The 19735-nt window shown below is 55.0% G+C and carries 20 protein-coding genes; all 20 read left to right on the plus strand.

The window, feature by feature from the left end; genetic code table 11:
- The 20 genes from ACZ5Q2_RS17095 to ACZ5Q2_RS17190 all read left to right on the plus strand — a co-directional run bounded on the left by ACZ5Q2_RS17095 (window position 1) and on the right by ACZ5Q2_RS17190 (window position 19650).
- On the plus strand, window positions 1–1995 hold the full coding sequence (locus ACZ5Q2_RS17095; protein ID WP_432210646.1) for an acetyl/propionyl/methylcrotonyl-CoA carboxylase subunit alpha: 1995 nt from the start codon (window positions 1–3) through the stop codon (window positions 1993–1995).
- Window positions 1995–2903 (plus strand): hydroxymethylglutaryl-CoA lyase, encoded by a 909-nt coding sequence (locus tag ACZ5Q2_RS17100; protein WP_061331655.1) that lies wholly within the window; start codon window positions 1995–1997, stop codon window positions 2901–2903. Before ACZ5Q2_RS17095 ends, ACZ5Q2_RS17100 begins: the two co-directional genes overlap by 1 nt.
- A 145-nt stretch (window positions 2904–3048) precedes the next feature.
- Window positions 3049–3624: a peroxidase-related enzyme gene (locus ACZ5Q2_RS17105; RefSeq protein ID WP_432210645.1), complete on the plus strand. Its 576-nt coding sequence runs from the start codon at window positions 3049–3051 to the stop codon at window positions 3622–3624.
- Window positions 3625–3677: 53 nt separating this feature from the next.
- A complete protein-coding gene (locus ACZ5Q2_RS17110; RefSeq protein WP_432210644.1) occupies window positions 3678–5378 on the plus strand; it encodes an AMP-binding protein in 1701 nt (566 codons plus the stop codon).
- A 411-nt stretch (window positions 5379–5789) separates the two neighbouring features.
- A complete protein-coding gene (locus tag ACZ5Q2_RS17115; protein WP_432210643.1) occupies window positions 5790–6305 on the plus strand; it encodes a flavodoxin family protein in 516 nt (171 codons plus the stop codon).
- A 238-nt stretch (window positions 6306–6543) separates the two neighbouring features.
- Complete coding sequence (locus tag ACZ5Q2_RS17120; RefSeq protein WP_464597179.1) at window positions 6544–6699, plus strand: GDCCVxC domain-containing (seleno)protein; 156 nt, start codon at window positions 6544–6546, stop codon at window positions 6697–6699.
- 46 nt (window positions 6700–6745) lie between these two features.
- Window positions 6746–7447 carry a VIT1/CCC1 transporter family protein gene (locus ACZ5Q2_RS17125; protein WP_227510316.1) on the plus strand — a complete coding sequence of 234 codons (702 nt, stop codon included), beginning with the start codon at window positions 6746–6748 and terminating at the stop codon, window positions 7445–7447.
- Window positions 7448–7551: 104 nt separating this feature from the next.
- Window positions 7552–7920 (plus strand): SecDF P1 head subdomain-containing protein, encoded by a 369-nt coding sequence (locus ACZ5Q2_RS17130; protein ID WP_061334013.1) that lies wholly within the window; start codon window positions 7552–7554, stop codon window positions 7918–7920.
- Between the two features lie 183 nt (window positions 7921–8103).
- Entirely contained in the window at window positions 8104–9309 is a 1206-nt protein-coding gene (locus ACZ5Q2_RS17135; protein WP_011785425.1) for an ISL3 family transposase, read from the plus strand.
- 42 nt (window positions 9310–9351) lie between these two features.
- Entirely contained in the window at window positions 9352–9726 is a 375-nt protein-coding gene (locus ACZ5Q2_RS17140; protein WP_432210642.1) for a hypothetical protein, read from the plus strand.
- A 72-nt stretch (window positions 9727–9798) separates the two neighbouring features.
- The gene (locus ACZ5Q2_RS17145; RefSeq protein WP_054645368.1) at window positions 9799–10827 is read left to right on the plus strand and encodes an IS630 family transposase; all 1029 of its coding nucleotides are present in this window, start codon (window positions 9799–9801) and stop codon (window positions 10825–10827) included.
- A 137-nt stretch (window positions 10828–10964) separates the two neighbouring features.
- Window positions 10965–11357 (plus strand): hypothetical protein, encoded by a 393-nt coding sequence (locus ACZ5Q2_RS17150; protein WP_432210641.1) that lies wholly within the window; start codon window positions 10965–10967, stop codon window positions 11355–11357.
- A 135-nt stretch (window positions 11358–11492) separates the two neighbouring features.
- Window positions 11493–11960, plus strand: coding sequence for a hypothetical protein (locus ACZ5Q2_RS17155; RefSeq protein ID WP_432210640.1), 468 nt, complete (start codon window positions 11493–11495; stop codon window positions 11958–11960).
- 104 nt (window positions 11961–12064) lie between these two features.
- Window positions 12065–12529, plus strand: coding sequence for a hypothetical protein (locus ACZ5Q2_RS17160; RefSeq protein WP_082780663.1), 465 nt, complete (start codon window positions 12065–12067; stop codon window positions 12527–12529).
- A 511-nt stretch (window positions 12530–13040) separates the two neighbouring features.
- The gene (locus ACZ5Q2_RS17165; RefSeq protein ID WP_061334051.1) at window positions 13041–13772 is read left to right on the plus strand and encodes a hypothetical protein; all 732 of its coding nucleotides are present in this window, start codon (window positions 13041–13043) and stop codon (window positions 13770–13772) included.
- A 533-nt stretch (window positions 13773–14305) separates the two neighbouring features.
- Window positions 14306–14584 (plus strand): hypothetical protein, encoded by a 279-nt coding sequence (locus tag ACZ5Q2_RS17170; RefSeq protein ID WP_432210639.1) that lies wholly within the window; start codon window positions 14306–14308, stop codon window positions 14582–14584.
- A 120-nt stretch (window positions 14585–14704) separates the two neighbouring features.
- Window positions 14705–15022, plus strand: coding sequence for an antibiotic biosynthesis monooxygenase family protein (locus ACZ5Q2_RS17175; RefSeq protein ID WP_432210638.1), 318 nt, complete (start codon window positions 14705–14707; stop codon window positions 15020–15022).
- 796 nt (window positions 15023–15818) lie between these two features.
- The gene (locus tag ACZ5Q2_RS17180; protein WP_432210637.1) at window positions 15819–16292 is read left to right on the plus strand and encodes a hypothetical protein; all 474 of its coding nucleotides are present in this window, start codon (window positions 15819–15821) and stop codon (window positions 16290–16292) included.
- A 1272-nt stretch (window positions 16293–17564) separates the two neighbouring features.
- A complete protein-coding gene (locus ACZ5Q2_RS17185; RefSeq protein ID WP_061334043.1) occupies window positions 17565–17906 on the plus strand; it encodes a hypothetical protein in 342 nt (113 codons plus the stop codon).
- A gap of 172 nt (window positions 17907–18078) precedes the next feature.
- Window positions 18079–19650: an IS1182 family transposase gene (locus tag ACZ5Q2_RS17190; protein WP_094625389.1), complete on the plus strand. Its 1572-nt coding sequence runs from the start codon at window positions 18079–18081 to the stop codon at window positions 19648–19650.
- Window positions 19651–19735 lie beyond the last annotated feature (85 nt).

Consider the following 19735-nt stretch of genomic DNA (forward strand, 5'->3'; position numbering starts at 1 on the left):
ATGTTCAGTAAGATACTCATCGCCAACCGCGGCGAAATCGCCTGCCGGATCATACATACCGCCCATCGCATGGGCATCCGCTGCGTTGCCGTGTATTCCGATGCAGACGCAGATGCCCGGCATGTGGCCATGGCAGACGAAGCCTTCCACATTGGCCCGGCCCCCAGCTCCGAGAGTTACCTGAAAGCCGACAAGATCATCGAAATTGCCAAAGAAAGCGGCGCCCAGGCCATCCATCCCGGTTACGGCTTCCTGTCTGAGAACACCCAGTTCGCCGAAGCCTGCGAAGCCAACAACATCGTGTTCATCGGCCCGCCCTCCTCGGCCATCGCCGCCATGGGTTCCAAGTCCGCAGCCAAGGCCATCATGGAGAAAGCCGGCGTGCCGCTGGTGCCCGGCTACCACGGCGACGACCAATCCCCGGAAACCCTTCGCCAGGAGGGTGAGAAATGCGGCTTCCCACTGCTGCTGAAAGCCGTTGCCGGTGGCGGTGGCAAAGGCATGCGGGTGGTGGAACGCATGGAAGACTTCGACGACGCCCTGGCCGCCGCCAAACGGGAATCCAAGAACGCCTTCGGCAACCCGGACATGCTTATCGAACGCTACCTGACCCAGCCACGGCACGTGGAAATCCAGGTGTTCTGCGACCAGAGCGGCAAGGGCGTGTACCTGGCGGAACGGGATTGTTCCGTGCAGCGCCGCCACCAGAAAGTACTGGAAGAAGCCCCGGCGCCGGGCCTGAGTGAGGAAACCCGCAAAGCCATGGGCGAAGCCGCCGTTAAAGCCGCACAAGCCATCAACTACGTGGGTGCCGGCACCGTCGAATTCCTGTACGACGTGGACGGCTCTTTCTTCTTTATGGAAATGAACACCCGCCTGCAGGTGGAACACCCGGTCACCGAAATGGTCACCGGCCAGGATCTGGTGGAATGGCAGCTGAAAGTGGCCTGGGGCGAGCCCCTGCCGCTGGAGCAATCCCAGGTAAAAACCCGGGGCCACGCCCTGGAAGCGCGCATCTACGCCGAAGACCCGGACCAGGACTTCCTGCCCGCCACCGGCAACCTGCGCTACCTGAGCACCCCGGATGAAAGCGCCCACGTGCGGGTGGATACCGGCGTCACCGAAGGCGACGACATCAGCATCCACTACGACCCGATGATCGCCAAACTCATCGTGTGGGATGAAACCCGGGACCAGGCCATCAACCGCATGGTCCAGGCCCTGGAGCATTACCGCATTGCCGGCGTGAAAACCAATATCCGCTTCCTGCACGCCCTGGCCGACGCCCAGCCGTTCCGGGAAGCGGACCTGACCACCGGTTTCATAGACGACCACCGGGAACTGCTGTTCCCGAAATCCAGGCTGGATACCCACAAAGCCCTGGTGCTGGCCGCCGGCTTTGTGCTGGAACAACGCAAATCCCGGGAAGTGATCAGCACAGACCCCTGGTCGCCCTTCGCCCGCCAGAACAGCTGGCGCATGAACTCCGAATACGCCCAGCCGCTGCAGTTACAGGTAGGCGACGACATACACGACCTGAAAGTTCTGGAGCGGGACGACCGTTACCAGGTCTACGTGGGCGGCAGCGTGTACAACCTCACCATGCGCCTGGACGACGACTACCTGCAGGCGGTGATTAACGGCCATCGCATCAGCGTTCACGGCAACCTGCACAACGACCAGTTGGTGCTCTTCTACGAAGGCGACACCTTCAACTGCACCCTCTACAAAGAAAGCTACGGCTTTGAAGAAATGGCCGGCGAAGGCAGCCTGGCCGCACCCATGAACGGCGCCATCGTCGCCGTGCAAGCGAAAGTCGGCGACAAGGTCAAAGCCGGCCAGAGCCTGGTGATCATGGAAGCCATGAAAATGGAACACGCCATCAAAGCACCGGCCGACGGCGTAGTCACCGAGATCTTCTTCGCCGAAGGCGACCAGGTGTCCGAAGGTGCCGAATTGATCGCCATTGAAGTGACGGAAGAGGAGGCAGGCTGATGGCCTTTCCCAAACAGGTGCGCCTGGTTGAGATGAGCCCCCGGGACGGCCTGCAGAACGAGCCCGGCGCGGTGATTGCCACCGCCATCAAAACCGGCCTGATCGACCGCCTGGCCGACTGCGGCCTGAGCCACATCGAAGCCGCCAGCTTTGTGTCGCCCAAATGGGTGCCACAAATGGCCGATGCAGCAGACGTGATGGCCGGCATCACCCGCAAACCCGGCGTACGCTACTCCGCCCTCACCCCGAACCTGAAAGGCTTCGAGGGTGCCCTGGCCGCGAAAGCAGATGAAGTCGCCGTATTCGGCGCCGCCTCCGAAAGCTTCACCAAAAAGAACATCAACTGCACCATCGCCGAAAGCCTCGAACGCTTCGCCCCGGTGCTGGAAGAAGCCCGCAAACACGGCATCCCCGTGCGCGGCTACGTCTCCACCGTCATGGGCTGCCCCTACGAAGGCGACATCGCCCCGGCACAAGTCGCCACCGTGGCCAAAGCCCTGTACGACATGGGCTGCCACGAAATCTCCCTGGGCGACACCATCGGCGTAGGCACCCCGCTAAAAGCCAAACGCATGCTCGAAGCCGTCGCCGCCCACGTACCCATGGACAAACTCGCCGCCCACTTCCACGACACCTACGGCCAGGCCCTGGCCAACCTGTATGCGGTGCTGGAAGAAGGCGTCTCGATCATCGACGCCTCCGCCGCCGGCCTCGGCGGCTGCCCCTACGCCAAAGGCGCCTCCGGCAACGTCGCCACAGAAGACGTGCTATACCTGCTTAACGGCCTAGGCATCAACACCGGCGTGGATCTGAACAAACTGGTCGCCACCGGCGACTGGATCAGCAGCCAACTGAACCGCCACAACGGCTCAAAAGTCGGCCAGGCATTAGGCGGAAACTGCCAATGATCGAAGTGGAGGGCGGGTACTCCTTCCCGGGACTGTCTGCAGCATGGATGCTGCAGTCAAGCGTACAAGGACGTATTCACAGCGTGTCCCGGGAAGGAGTACCCGCCCTCCACCACACAGAATCAAGCAGGCTAGGAGCCCAAAAATGAGCAACAAAAACGTAGTGGCCCTCGATCTCCCCATCCCGGAGATCAGCGACATGCCCGAAGACACCCAAAAGTACTTCCAGATCTGCCAGGAAAAACTCGGCATGATCCCCAACGTACTCACCGCCTACAGCCACAACCTAAAACAGCTAGAAGGCTTCACCCGCCTCTACAACGAACTCATGCTCGGCGAAAGCGAACTCAGCAAACTCGAGCGTGAAATGGTGGCCGTGGTCGTCTCCTCAGAGAACAAATGCTTCTACTGCCTGGTCGCCCACGGCGCCGCAGTGCGGGTACTGAGCGGCGACCCAGCCCTGGGCGAACACATGGTGATGAACTACCGCAGCGCCAAACTCGACCAACGCCAGCGCGCCATGCTCGATTTCGCGTCCCTGCTCACCCGCACACCCGCCCTGGTGACCGAAGAACACACCCAGGCCCTGCGAGACGCCGGCCTGAGTGACCGGGGCATCTGGGACCTGAGCAACCTGATCGGCTTTTACAATATGAGTAACCGCGTGGCCATCGCCAGCGACATGCAACCCAACCCGGAATACCACAGCCAGAGTCGCTAGCAAGTGCGTTGACTTGCCAGCCCTCAATTACAAAAACAAATGGAGGCAGAGACATGAGCAAGACTCTCCCAAGCTACAATCCCAGCTATACGAGCAGCACCGCCGACAAGCCGCTACTGGGCATGACCATCGGCGACATGCTCGACCGCACCGCCGAGAGATTCCCCAACAACGACGCCCTGGTGTGCCTGCACCAGGACATCCGCTGGACTTACAAAGAGTTCGTTGAAAAGGTCAACGAAGCCGCCCGCGCCTTTATGGCGATCGGCGTCAAACGCGGTGACCGGGTGGGCATCTGGTCCCCCAACCGGTATGAGTGGACCGTTACCCAGTTCGCCACCGCCAAAGTCGGCGCCATCCTGGTGAATATCAACCCGGCCTACGGCGTGCACGAACTGCAATACGCCCTCAACCTGGCCGGCATCACCACCCTGGTCACCGCAGACAGCTTCAAAGCCTCCAACTACCGGGAAATGATCTACGAGCTGGCACCGGAACTAAAACGCAGCGCACCAGGCAAACTCAAAGCCGATCACCTGCCAGACCTGCGCGCCGTGATCAACATGCACGACGACAAGCACGACGGCATGTGGACCTGGAAAGAGTTCATCGGTTTTGCCAGCCAAGTGTCCGAAGCCGATCTCAGCCAACGCCAGAGCGAGCTGCAGTTTGATGACCCCATCAACATCCAGTTCACCTCCGGCACCACCGGCAACCCCAAAGGCGCCACCCTCACCCACCACAACATCCTCAACAACGGCTACTTTGTAGGTGAAAGCCAGCGCCTGACCGAGAACGACCGCCTGGTTATCCCCGTACCCCTGTACCACTGCTTCGGTATGGTGATGGGCAACCTGGGCTGCATTACCCACGGCACCGCCATGATCTACCCGGGCGAAGGCTTTGACCCGAAAACCGTACTGCAGGCCGTGCACCAGGAAAAAGCCACCGCCCTGTACGGCGTGCCCACCATGTTCATCGCCGAACTGGCCGACCCGGAGTTCGACAGCTACGACCTTTCCACCCTGCGCACCGGCATCATGGCTGGCTCCATCTGCCCGGCGGAAGTGATGAAAAAGGTCAACGGCAAGATGAACATGAAGGAAGTGCAGATTGCCTACGGCATGACCGAAACCAGCCCGGTCTCCACGCAGACCAGCTCCGAAGACCCGTTCGAGAAGCAGGTGACCACCGTGGGCCGCACCCAGCCCCACCTGGAAACCAAGATTGTCGACCCCGGCACCGGCAACGTGGTGCCCCGTGGCGAAATTGGCGAACTCTGCACCCGTGGCTACAGCGTGATGCTGAAGTACTGGAACAACGAAGAGAAAACCCGTGAAGCCATAGACGACGGCGGCTGGATGCACACCGGCGACCTGGCCACCATGGACGAAGACGGCTACATCCAGATCGTCGGCCGCATCAAAGACATGGTGATTCGCGGCGGCGAGAACATCTACCCGAAAGAAATCGAAGAATTCCTCTACACCCACCCCGCCATCGAAGACGTGCAGGTAACCGGCATACCCGATGAAAAATACGGCGAAGAACTGATCGCCTGGGTAAAACTGCGCCCAGACACAGACCCGGTAACCGGTGAGGACTTGCAGGCATTCTGCAAAGGCAAAATCGCTCACTTCAAAATCCCCAAGAACTACAAGTTTGTGGATGCCTTCCCGATGACCGTGACCGGGAAGATTCAGAAGTTCAAGATGCGGGAGATTTCGATTGAGGAAATGGGGTTGAAGAAGTAACCGACCTTCTTACAGCATCACTCCGGCCCAGAGTCACACTGGGCCGGCCTCCCTTCCCGGCTGTATACGCCAGAGTTCAAACAGGGCGTGTGCCACTGCAAATTCACGGTCGATAGTGGAAATAGACGACAACTGTCGTAAAACTCTGTGAACGTGGTCTCTCTTGGCTTGTAACCTAATGAAAATCATGGAATAGTCAGAACGTTAAATTGTAAATAGGCGCTCCACTGATTCGGGGAAACACCGACAACTGGCGCTTATTTCTCGGTGCGTCATATTTGGTGGGCCGGTAGTAGTTTGATTTTGAAAATAATTTGATGAATGACCTTCCTAGTGCCTCGGGATAAGCGCATTTTGGATAGCTGTAATTTGTCGTTGAATTAGCTGTTATACAAATAAAAGGAGTCAGCAGTGAGCAAAACAATAGCAGTATTTGCGAGTGCCAGAAGGAATGGCAATACAGGTAAATTTATAGATTGGATTTCTTCGGAGTTAGATATTGATGTAATCAATTTGTTGGATAAAGACATATCACCCTATGACTATGATCACAAAAACATAGGCGATGACTTTCTTTCCGTGATGAACAAATTGTTAGATTACGAGAATATAATTTTTGCAACACCAGTTTATTGGTACGGCCCAAGTGCTCAAATGAAGATATTCATTGATAGGACATCGGATTTTTTGGATGTTGATGAGCTAAAGGATATTGGGAGGCGGCTGCGCAACAAAACAGGTTTTGTTGTTTGCACATCTATTAGCAGTGATGCTGATAGCTCATTTCTCAATTCATTTAAAGATACCTTCAGGTATCTTGGAATGGGGTACGGCGGGTATGTTCACGCAAACTGCGAAAACGGTTTCAATTTACAAGACTACCAAGCCGATGTTGATAAGTTCATACAGCTTATAAAAGGCTATTGATTCCCCAAAAATGGCCAATTTGGCTACCAGAAAAATTTGTATAACAAGTCGTTCAAGCCGACCGCGCTACGCGCGGCGGCTTAACTCCGGCGTTATAGGCCTGGTCGATTTCTGTGCAGAGCCTAGTCCAATGTGGGTTGGGCTAATTCATACCTTTCGGGAGGGTGTGGCTATGGTAGAAATGATCTTGGAATCAACGATCAAATGCCCAAACTGTGGCCATCAGAAATCGGAAACCATGCCTACCGACTCATGCCAGTATTTTTACGAGTGTGAGTCTTGCCATGTTTTACTGAAGCCCAAGCATGGCGACTGCTGTGTCTTTTGTTCATTCGGCACAGTGCCGTGCCCACCAATTCAACGAGGGTCAGGGTGTCGTGCTCCTGGCCTATAACAAGTCCCGTAAGGCGGAGGCGTGAGACGCGCAGCTTCCTTTTTAATTGGAATTCCGTATGAGGCATGCTGAAAGGCACAGGACAGAACGGATTGGCTGGCTCCGTGCTGCGGTTCTGGGTGCAAATGACGGCATTGTATCTACCGCTAGTCTGGTTCTGGGAGTGGCGGCGGCAGGGGCGGACTCCAAGGCTGTCTTGGTTGCTGGTGTTGCCGGTCTTGTTGCAGGCGCTATGTCGATGGCAGCGGGTGAGTATGTGTCAGTCAGCTCTCAATCTGATACCGAGCGGGCGGATCTTGCCAGAGAGAGTGGAGAGCTCGTTAGCGAGCCCGAACAAGAACAAGCGGAATTGGCTGAGATCTACGTAAGGCGAGGGTTGGACCCAGAACTTGCAAGCACAGTAGCAATTCAACTCATGAAGCACGATGCGCTTGGGGCGCATGCCCGCGATGAACTTGGTATTTCGGAGGTATCGACGGCTCGCCCGATTCAGGCCGCGTTTGCGTCGGCAGGTACATTCTCGGTTGGCGCGGCACTTCCTCTGCTCATCGTCTTGTTGTTGCCGAGTCACCTACTTATGTGGGCTGTTCCAAGCAGCTCTCTCTTGTTCCTTGCCTTGCTGGGCTCACTAGCAGCGAGAACGGGGGGCGCTCCCGTTCTTGTAGCTGCCTCTCGGGTAACTTTTTGGGGCGCCCTGGCAATGGCCCTGACTGCGGGGATCGGTGCCCTTTTTGGGGTGACCATTTGATTTGCCGACCGTGCATTGTCTCGCCTAACAAGGCGCTGCTGCCGGACATATTTTCCGCTGCACTCCAAATTTGCCGCAGAGCGCGGCGTTAGGCAATCGTCACGATGAAATGGATCGCAATTCTGTTGCTGGTTACCCCCGGCATTGTAGTGGCAGAAACTGAGCTAGAGTTTCACCTGTGTTCGGCCTACGTGGAGCAGTCGGCAGTAGGGGCACAGACCGAAAGTGGGTGGCCGGTTCGCGTAAAGTTGACGCAACAGGGAGCCACAAGTTTTGAGAGGTTCACTGAAGCAAACATTGGCAGAATGAGCCGCCTTGTTGTCGGTGATCGGGAGTTCTTTAGGGCGACAATGTGGGTGCCAATTTCTAGTGGGAGCATATATGGGGCATTCAGTTCCCAAGAAGCTGCCATAGCCTGGCAGCGAACTCTGGCAGGCAAACTACCGGCAGCTCCGTGCGGTGCGGGAGACTGAGAAATGCCTAACCAATCATTCAAGTTCGTTCCCGGCCTGGCGGCCGTCCACCGGACGCCCTGGTCGGGCGCCGCTTAATTTTGGTTCATCGCGGGTTAGCGTGAAAAAGTAGGAGACGGCGGTCAAACCGGTTAGTTTTGAGTTCGCCAAAACAACAAACCTGACCGACTCACCGCCGTCCCTATGAATGCTAATCCTCTTGCCCTGTTCTGGGAAGGATTCACGATAGAATCGTATGCCCAGATTGACGCTCAATCTCTGCTCATCCGACTGCAACCTGCCGACGATTACTTGCCATGCTGCAGTGGTTGTAATCAGCACACGCTTGCCATCCATGACATCAGCACCCGACGAGTCCGAGAACGCGACCTGTTCCAATACCGCGTCTGGCTGGACGTGCCAGTTCGCCGAGTTCGTTGTACGACCTGTGGCCCCAAGCTTGAACAGATTCGCTGGTTACCAGGGCGACAGCGTCTGACGGCAGGCATGGTCAGTTGGATTGAATCCCTGGTACGACTGATGCCGATCCAACATGTGGCAACGCTGCTAGGGTTGCATTGGCATACGGTCAAGGCCATCGACCATCGGCGCCTCAAACGAGAAGTGACTGAGCCAGATAAACGCCGGATTCGTCGACTGATCATGGATGAGTTCGCCTTGTTCAAGGGACACCGCTACGCCACCGTGGCGATTGATGCGGATACTCAACAAGTCCTCTGGGTTGGAGAAGGCCGCAGTCGAGCAGCGGTACGCCCCTTCTTTGAATGGCTGGGGCCGGAAACCTGTGGCCAGATCGAAGCCGTGGCGATGGATATGAATACCGCCATGGACCTGGAAGTTCAGCACCACTGCCCACAAGCACGGGTGGTCTATGACCTGTTCCACGTTGTAGCAAAGTTCGGACGGGAAGTGATTGACCGTGTCCGGGTCGATCAGGCCAATCAGCTTCGACACGACAAGCCGGCTCGCAAAGTAGTGAAACGAAGTCGCTGGCTGTTGCTCAGAAACCGAGGCAACCTCAAGGACGAGCAGGCTCTGAAGCTCGAAGAACTGCTGCAAGCCAACCAGCCCCTGATGACTGTCTACGTCCTGAAAGACCAGCTCAAAGAGCTCTGGTACGCTCCCTCAGAGGCCGATGCCAGACAACGCTGGCAAGACTGGCTAAATCTGGCTATGAGTAGTGGGCTGGCCCCCGTGCAGCAGTTTGCCAGGCGCCTCAAGGGCTACGTCGACGGCATTATCGCCAGCGCGGTCTACCGGTTGAACACCAGTGTGTTGGAGGGAATGAACAACAAGATCAAGGTGATCAAGCGGGTGGCCTACGGCTACCGGGATAACGACTACTTCTTTCTGAAGATAAAAGCAGCATTTCCCGGTAAAGCGCGATGAACCTTAATTTTGGCGTTAACTGAATCGAGAGTTGGTGACCCTATGGAAGATTTTGAACTGGTCAAACAGCACACGATATCCAATGGTGAAGTTATTACTATTGCCATAGATGAGGATGAGTGCTCGATTTTAGTGTTCAATGAAAAAAATGAGAAGATCGGGAATATTGACCTCAAAGAAGTTGATGATGGTTTCTACATAACTTGGATGTACCTAGATCAGATTAATCCAAGGTACACACACAAAGGTATAGGTCGAGAAGCACTTAAATTTTTCAAAGAGGTCTACCGGACTGGTCTGTATGCTGCACCGAATGACGGGCACGTTCGCTCGGATGGTAGCCATCTCACAGGTGATGCACCTGGTTTCATTTCGAAAATGGCCGAAGAAGGCATTATCGGGAAATTCAGTTACTAATGAGTTCGAAAGTAAGCGAACATCATTTATAATGTAGGCTCCGTTCGCCAAGCTTATCGGATATTTACACACATGCGCCACGATGACGGTCGTAAACTTGATCACAAAACATTAGAAGCCATTCGCGTTCGCGCCGTTCAACGGGTCATGGATGGCGAGAGTCCAGAAGTCGTCATCAAAGCGCTGGGGATGAGCCGAGCACGAATCTATGAATGGCTGGCTGCCTACCGCGAGGGTGGCTTTGACGCGCTCAAGGCCAAGCAGATTTCCGGTCGTCCCAAGAAACTGAGCGGTGCTCAGATCCGGGAGCTGTATATCTGGATAACGACCTTTACGCCGGACCAGTTGAAGTTTGATTTTGCCCTGTGGACTCGGGGCCGAGTGCGTGAGCTCATCCGGCAAAAGTTCAACGTCCGGTTAAGCGATGTCTCGGTCGGTCGTCTGCTTCGAAACCTGGGGCTGACGCCTCAGAAACCCCTGCATCGGGCCTACCAGCAAAAGCCAGAGGCCGTGAAACAATGGAAAGAAGAGACCTACCCGGAAATTCGCAAGGAAGCAAAAAAAGTCGGCGCCACCATCTATTTCGGCGATGAAGCCAGCATTCGGTCTGATTATCACAGTGGCACCACCTGGGCACCCAGGGGTGAAACTCCGATCATCCGTAATACGGGCAGTCGCTTCAGCATCAATCTGATCTCGGCCATCTCGCCTCGCGGCGAGCTTCGCTTTAAGACCATTCAGGGCAACATGAACACCGATGCGTTTCTTGGTTTCCTCAAGGCTCTGGTGCAAGACGTTGACAAGCCGGTTTTCCTGATCCTCGATAACCACCCGGTTCATCATGCTCGTCGGGTTCGAGACTATGTTGAGAGTCTCGACGGCAAGCTCAGGTTGTTCTTCCTGCCGCCGTACTCGCCGGAGCTGAATCCTGACGAGTCTGTTTGGGGCTATATCAAATACCATCACGTCGGTAAAAAGATCATTAACAGCAAAGAACAACTTCGGAGCACTGTTTACCGGCAGCTTCGACGTTTGCAAAAATTGCCACGACTATTGAAATCGTTTTTTGGCCATCCGGATTTGGCTTATATCTCCGGGTAATGTTCGCTTACTTTATTTCGAATTAGTAACAAGTCGCTGTAGTACGCGGCCGATGGCCGCCGGACGCCCTTTCCATGGCTCCTTCGTCGCCATTCCAAGGTCGCCGCTAAGCTTAGCGTTAAAAATCAAGGGAAGTCATGCTCAGCACCGTTATCGCCATAATCGGCGCACTTACAGCTTTAGGGAGCCTTTGGTTCACCGAACGGCAGTGGCGAAAGATCAATCGAAAGATTGCGATGCTAAATGATGCAGGCGCTGCAATAGAAATACTGCCAGCCTGGTACACGGGTCGAATGATGATGGATCAGTGGTGGTTCGGACTCAAAACCATAGATGGTAGCCTCATCGCAATTAGCACAATTCACGCAATATCCGATGACGGTAAATGGATGGATGTGGAGCTTTTGACTGAAGACGAAGTGCCCGAACTAAATCATTCAAACATAGTCTGCGCTGTAGCTGATGACCGTCGTAGGGCTTCGGTGCAGATAGACAAGATTGTCGCGGCATATGACATTGTTACGAGCTAGCCCGCAACAAATTTTTAACAAGTCGCAGCAGTACGCGGCCGATGGCCGCCGGACGCCCTTTACGTGGCTCCTTCGTCGCCACTCCAAGGTCGCCGCTGTGCTTCGGCGTTAAATTTTCAGGGAGGAGATAACACCGTGCCCTTCACACGTTTCTCTACAATTTTGGCATTGGTTATAGCAAGCCCCGCGTTTGCTGGCTCGTCTCTTTTTCAGCCGAAGGGATTCATCCAAAATGATCAGGGAGAGCAGTGCTGGTATCACCAAGAAGTTGTTGAGGGCTCCCATTACTTTCACGACGGGGTCACCGCAAATATCGGTGTGCTGACCTTTGATGATCAGAGTTGTATGCAAGCATCTGAGTTCGGTCAAACCGTGAACAAAATGATGATCAATAACGTGATTTCTCGGTGGTATTCCCGCGGTGACGCAAATTTCCAAACTCGCGAAAGTGAGCTTTTTCCAACGAGCCTGCTTCAGAAGCGGGGCCAGTGTATACAATCCAAAAAGTATCCGGCCACCGGCATTGTAGTTGATTACGAGGAAAGCCAGGAATCCATAGTCCGTGTTCGCCACGGAATGAGTGCCCAGGGTTGTAAGAAATAATTTAACAAATAGTTCCAGTACGTTCCGGGCCTGAAGGCCCTCCACCGGACGCCCCTGACGGGCCGCCGCTGAACAAAAGCGTTATGTGTTCATGGGGAGGTAGTGTGGATCATAATCGAGAACGTTTGGCTGCTCACATTCTCCCCCTTTCAGTGGCAACCGATTTTGATACCGCGAGAACTGAATGGGCGCTCATTGGGGTGGAGGTCAGCGAAGAATTTGATAGCTGCCCTTGCGGCCAAGACATCAAAGAGCATTGCTACATCCGCAATCAGATCAATGGCAACACCACGTACGTCGGTAACGTATGTATTAATCGCTTCATCGGTATTAAGACCGGCAATCTTTTCGCTGGGCTTCGCCGCATAGCGGCAGACGACACCGCCAATGCAAACGAAGACCTGATCTATCATGCTTTCAAGCTTGGCTACATCTTTGATCAAGAATACAAGTTCTTGATGGACACACGCAGAAAACGGAAATTATCGCCCAAGCAAATTGCCTGGAAGCAGAAGATCAATCGACGCGTCATCAATAAAACCGTGGTGCAGCGCCGTAGCAGCACATAACCAGTGCAGGCACGGCGACGCCCATTACATTGCGCCTTTGGCTCCATTCCATGGGCGCGCATGCTGCAAGCGTTAATGGCCCAGGCCGTCTTCATTTTTGGCGGGCTCAGTGCAAGGGCCTTGGCATCGGACTTGGCTGCAAGGCCGCCCGTGTTGGTGATGGCCAAGGCCGGAAAAGTTGCTGTCGGGGTTGGTTGCCAAAGTCACCCGCAGCATGGTTATTCATGGCGTGCCCTAGTCGCGGGGCCGTCCAGTTCAAACAGTAATCGGGTTGGTGCGGTTTGCGTTCTGGTTCCTTTCGCCATCCGTCTGGTTGGTGCAAGCTGTTCGGGAGAGGGCATGCAGCGCTGGGTGCCAAGGGAGACCTTGGTGGTGACCGGCCACTAACCAGGCGGTCAACCGGACGCCAAAAGCTTACAGCTTTTGGTTCCCTCCGCTGCGCTCCGGCGCCGGTTACCTCAGCGTTAGTGGACTTACTCGCCATCCACCAAGCTTAAAAAGTTTAACCTTAATGTCAAAAAATCGAAAAACTAGAAAGAAGAAGCAGGCAAGGAGCAAACCAGCCAAGCGCGTGAATACACCGACCAAGAGAAGCTGGCAAAAGCAGCTCTCTCGCGCCAACACTGCGCTTATGTGGTTGGCTGCAACTGGCCTTCTTGCGTTTGCCAGCCAGTTTGCATTCAAATATTTTACTGGCGAAGTAGAAGCCCGTTATGTGGAACCAGCGGGGAGAGGCTATGAATTCAGACTTACAAACAACAGCTCTACTGCCCAAATCATCGAGTATTTAAAGGTGGTCCCTGATCTTGAACAACAATTTCTCTTCAAGATCACTGAAAACGTATACGGGAGTTTCTCTGAGAATGGTGTATCAATTCCTGGAGGAAGCACAACTTACATGCCCGCGTTCGAATTTGAGGGCATGGATGGTTATGTCATTCCGGCCAATTCTTCGACTGAATTCAGAATTCCACCCCTAGTTGCGCGGACTTACATGCAGCCAGAGTCCGTAGTGGTGTTCGTTGAGTATCGAACTAGATCTGCTAATAGTGTAATAGGTTGGTTTGAGGAGCTTGCTAAGGGTGTCGGTATCGTCAGCAGCGAAAAACGATTGCGGTTTCTCGTTGCTGAGAACTATTGGACTCCAATTGGTGATGGAGCATCCGTAGACGCCATAAAAACGGCCTGTCGTGACAATGACCGTTTCGGTAAATCGTCTGTATGCGCGGAGCGCGATCGATGACTGCAACTCAGTCCCAGTGGTCCACTAACAAATGCAGGCACGGCGACGCCCACTACATTGCGCCTTCGGCTCCATTTCGCGGGCGCGCATGCTGCAAGCGTTAATGGCCCAGGCCGTCTTCATTTTTGGCGGACTCAGTGCAAGGGCCTTGGCATCGGACTTGGCTGCAAAGCCGCCTGTGTTGGTGATGGCCAAGGCCGGAAAAGTTGTTGTCGGGGTTGGTTGCCAAAGTCACCCGCAGCATAGTTATTCATGGCGTGCCCCAGTCGCAGGGCCGTCCAGTTCAAATGGTAATCGGGTTGGTACGGTTTGCGCTCTGGTTCCTTTCGCCATCCGTTGGGTTGGTGCAAGCTGTTCGGGAGAGGGCATTCAGCCTTTGGTGCCAAGGGAGACCTTGGTGGTGACCGGCCACTAACCAGGCGGTCAACCGGACGCCAAAAGCCTACAGCTTTTGGTTCCCTCCGCTGCGCTCCGGCGCCGGTTACCTCAGCGTTAAACGCTCAAGACACTGATCATCAACGGGAGGGGCAGCCATGGAATTCGATTACAGAGCAGACGACGACTCTGGCCTCATGTATATGGGCGACTATGAACCCGGGACAAGCCTGTCACAAACCATCGAACCCGGTGATGAGGTGACACTCAAGGTTAGTGGAAACAGGGTTAACGTCATAGTCGACACGATCAATGGTGATTCGTACGAGGGGACTGTAAACCGCATCATCGACGATTCCGATGCATTCGGTGACCTCGAGGCTGGTGATGAGGTGGAATTTCTACACTCCAATATCTGGGCTAGGTATCGGAGTTAATGAGCGTCTAACCAGTCGCTGTAGTACGCGGCCGATGGCCGCCGGACACCCTTTTCATTGCGGCTTCGCCTCCATTACAAGGGCGCCGCTAAGCTTAGCGTTAAATGCCTAGAGGGATCTATGTCAGAGATAGCCAAAACTCCTGAGCCGCCGTATTACGCGGTCATTTTCAGTAGCCATCGCACCGAGGGTGACAACGGTTACGGGGAAATGGCAGACAGGATGGTCGAGTTGGCGGCATCCCAACCAGGTTTCTTGGGTATGGAGTCTGTGCGGGAGAATTTGGGTATCACGGTCTCTTACTGGGAAAGCCTGGAATCCATCACCAATTGGAAAAAGAACGCAGAGCATCGAGAAGCTCAGCGACTTGGCCATCAGAAATGGTACTCCAGCTTTCGGGTTCGTGTGGCAAGGGTGGAGCGTGATTACGGCATTTAACCAAGCCAGGCACGGCGACGCCTGCTACATTGCGGCTTCGCCTCCATTCCGTAGCCGCGCATGCTGGCGGCGTTATCTGTTTGGTTTGGCGTAGTTTTTTGTTGGCTGTGTGCCCATCGGTTTCAAACCGGCGTCATAATCGCAGCCAACTCGATCATCGGCATTTTTGGCAACTCCGGTGTTCGCCGCGTGGGGCAATCCGCCAATAACTCGGTTGTGATCTGCTAGTCTGAAGTTCAGGTTCGCTCACCGCATCGACTGTGGTGGATTCATCAAAGTGCATCGGCGGCTGCCGGTGCCAGGGCAGCGCAGTAGGCCGTCATGTTGTTAGCCAGGGAACAGGCATCGCAATTACCCCCAGCTAACCAGTCGCGTCAGTACGCGGCCAAAGGCCGCAGGACGCCCTTGACAGGGCGCCTCTGCGCTCAGCGTTAAAGGCCTGGCTGTCGTGTTCTCGGGTATGGTGTTTGGCTCCGGTTTCAATGGTTGCCCGCAGGCAGAAAACAGCCCTCAGTCGGGCAACGGTTTTGGCCGGTAATCTGGTCTACAGGTCGCGGTGCAATCCGTCGAATCCGCCGGGCAAATCCGGTCATTTGGTGCTCTGGTTCCTGGCGCAATGGTTCAAGTTGGTACAAGGTATCGGGAGTGGGCATTCGGCATTGAGTGCCAATACAAAACAACGGGTAAACGGCCCTTAACCAGGCGGTCAACCGGACACCATATCCCTTGCGGGCTATGGTTCCCTGCGCTTCGCTCCGGTGCCGGTTACCGCTAGCGTTAACAATATGGAGATCAAATGAGATACGTAGTATTCCTTGCGTTTGCATTCTACGCGGCCAGTTCGTTGGGTTTCGATAGTTTCAATAACGAATCTGACAAGGTTACGGATCAGATTAAATGTGCTAGTCCAAAAATAACCCCCGGAAGTGGTAACTGGGGAGCTCTATACGGCTGTGTCGGCGGACAGTCAGAGACCGTTAAGTTTTTCATCAATGAAGACCCGAGCAACGGTCAGGTCAAAAATGTGAAGTTCCTATGGAACGATTGGACTCGAGATGGGGGCTATGGCAAACATGCGGATGAAGCCCTAGCCAGGGCATGGGTATCTGTATTGGGGACAATGTATGCGCCTCGGAAAGTTGATCAGGTGCTTGACGCTTTTTTCGGCACTACTGACACCTCAATCGATGGTGAGTCACACATCTTGAAGTATACCTATCATTCAGGGCCCGGAATTGACGAGCGTATGTTTGTCGTCGTCGAGAAATAATTGTTAACAAGGCCAATCACGGCGACGCCTACTACATTGCGGCTTCGCCTCCATTTCGTAGTCGCGCATGTTGGCTGGCGTTATTGGCCCAGGCCGTCGCCATTTTTGGCGGGCTCCGTGCAAAGGCCTTGGCATCGGGTTTGGCTGCAAAGCCGCTTATGTCGATGATGGCCAAGGCCGGAAAAGTTGCTGTCCGGGTTGGTTGCCAACATCACACGCAGCATAGTTATTCATGGCGTGCCCCAGTCGCGGGGCCGTCCAGTTCAAATGGTAATCGGGTTGGTGCGGTTTGCGTTCTGGTTCCTTTCGCCATCCGTTGAGTTGGTGCAAGGTGTTCGGGAGAGGGCATGCAGCGTTGGCTGCCAAGGGAGACCCTGGTGGTGACCGGCCACTAACCAGCCGGTCAACCGGACGCCAAAAGCGTACCGCTTTTGGTTCCCTCCGCTGGCGCTCCGGCGCCGGTTACCTCAGCGTTATTGGCCCGGCATTCGTGAGTTTTTAGCAGGTGGGGTGCAAAGGCCTTGGCACCGGGATTGGTTGTAAGCCCGCTCACTCTGGTGATCGCCAAGGCCGGAAAATTCGCTGTCTGGTTTGGTTGCCACAATGGTCAGCGGTGTTGGTATTCATGGCGTGCCCCAATCGTGGGGCCGTTCGTCTTAATCTGTAATCGGGCCAGTAGCCTTTGCGTTCTGGTTCCTGTCGCCATCCGTCGAGTTGGTGCAAGCTGTCCGGGAGAGGGCATGCGGTCTGGATTTCCAGGCTCAACCACGGTGGTGAACGGCCATTAACCAGGCGGTCAACCGGACGCCAAAAGCGTACCGCTTTTGGTTCCCTCCGCTGCGCTCCGGCGCCGGTTACCTCAGCGTTAATGGCCCGGCATTTGTGAGTTTTGGCGGGTGCGGTGCAAAGGCCTTGGCACCGGGTTTGGTTGCAACGCTCGTTCACTCTGGTGATTGCCAAGGCCGGAAAATTCGCTGTCTGGTTTGGTTGCCACAATGGCCAGCGGTGTTGGTATTCATGGCGTGCCCCAGTTGTGGGGTCGTCCGTCTCAAACGGTAATCGGGTTGGCGACTTTTGCGTTCTGGTTCCTTTCGCCATCGGTCGAGTTGGTGCAAGCTTTCCGGGAGAGGGCATGCGACCTGGGTGTCAGGCTCAACCACGGTGGTAAACGGCCATTAACAAGGCGGTCAACCGGACGCCAAAAGCGTACCGCTTTTGGTTCCCTCCGCTGCGCTGCGGCACCGGTTACCTTCAGCGTTAGAGTTTTAAAAAATGGAAGAAATTGGAAGTTTGATAGGGAAGATTTTGCTCGTCGGAATCACTTTAATGGATGATGAAGAGCAGCTTATTGGCCAAGTGCAAGTATATGGTCCTATCACCCACGTAGATGGGAGCGGTATTATCATAAAGAGAAATGGCAGCGGAACCGAGTTCTACTTGCCTCCCGATTTCTCGAATATCCTGCCAGCGGATGAGGGCGAGTATCGTCTCAGGTCGACTGGAGAAGTTGTTGTCGACCCCGACTACCTCTCGAGCTGGACGGTTCGAGGGGCCAAGCCTGGGTCACTCGAAGAGTATTCCAACAATGGATTTCCGGGTTTTGAGCCTGAATGACTCTAACTATACATTCCAGTTCGTTCCGGCCCTGAAGGGCCTCCACCGGACGGCCTTTTCTCCGCTTCGCTACGCAAAGGCCGCCGCTGAATATCGGCGTTGAGGCTGTAGAAAAACCCCGATATCGCCCTCGGTTTTGGTAGCATCAGGCAAACGGACAAGGAGTGGTCAGATGCCCCGCTTCAAGCACTACAACTACGACCAAGACGCCATGGTCGTCATCAACTACCAAGAACAGCTGCAGCCCGGCACCTTTGAACACGCGGTGCATTATCTGATCGAGCACAAACTGGACCTGTCGGTATTCCATCCAAGGTATCGCAATGAAGACACCGGCCGGCTGGCCTACGATCCGGCGATCCTCCTGAAGATCATCCTGTTCGCCTACTCCAAAGGCATCACCTCCAGCCGCGAGATGCAGTGGTGCTGCGAGACTAACATCATCTTCAAAGCTCTGTCCTGCGACACGGTTCCACACTTCACCACCCTGGCTAAATTCGTCAGCAGCCACTCGGATGAGATCGAAGAACTATTCGAGCAGGTATTGTTGGTCTGCCACGAACAGGGCCTGCTGGGCAACGAACTCTTCGCCATCGACGGGTGCAAGATGTCGTCGAATGCTGCCAAAGAATGGTCCGGCACCTTTAAGGAACTGGAAGAGAAACGCACCAAACTGCGCCGGCTGGTTCGCCATCATCTCAAGGCCCATTACGAGCGGGACGAGGCAGAGACCGAAGCCGAACTGGACCGGGATATCCGACGAGCCAAAACCATCCTGTCATTGGATGAGGCTGCCAAGAAAGTCGACCGCTTCCTAAAGACGAACCGCCCAAGGATGGGCCGGGGGAAGCGAAACAAGGAAGTGAAGAGCAACATCACCGATAACGAAAGCGCCAAGATGACCACCAGCAAGGGCACGATCCAGGGCTATAACGGCGTGGCCACGGTGGACAAGAAGCACCAAGTCATTATTGATGCCCAGGCCTTTGGCGAAGGCCAGGAACATCACACCCTGCAACCAGTGCTGGAGAGCGTGGAGGCCCGCTTCAAAAAGCTCGGTATCGCTGACAGCATTTATCAGCAGGGCACTGTGATCACCGCCGACACCGGCTTCGCCAACGAAGCCAACATGAAGTACTTGCACGAACGGCAGATCAACGGCTACGTGCCAGACAACAAGTTCCGCAGCCGCGACCCGAAGTTCCAGAACCAGAAAGACAAATACGGCAAGCGCCATCAGAACCAGCCAAGCACGGGTTGGAAAGAGATCATCCCGGCCAGTGAATTCCGGTTCGATCCTGTGAACCTGACCTGCATCTGCCCGGCGGGAGAAATCCTCAAGTACCACGGTACCCGGGCAGACCAGAACGGCCAGAGCCGAGCCTATTTCCAGGGGCGTTTACTGCAATGCCGTCATTGCCCGAGGAAGCATCAGTGCATGCAGAACCCGGACGCCGCCAATCATCGGAAAGGCAAAGGCCGACAAGTGTCGTTCACCATCGAGCACAAGCGCCTGCCGAACTACACCGACTGGATGAAACACCGGGTGGATAGCCCGCAGGGCAAAGAGATCTACAGCCACCGTATGTCGGTGGTGGAACCGGTGTTCGGCAACATCGGCACGAACAAGGGCCTTAATCGCTTCAGTTTGCGGGGCAAGAAAAAAGTGCAGGGCCAGTGGCAGCTATACTGCCTGGTGCACAATATTGAGAAGCTAGCGAATTACGGGCGAATGGCGGCGTAATGCTGAGAGCGGAAGTGCCGGAAGAGCACCTGCTGGAAACCAGCAATGCCGGCGCCAAAAGCCCCAAAAGGCCAAAGCGGATGGC

The organism is Marinobacter alkaliphilus (genome assembly GCF_055394375.1).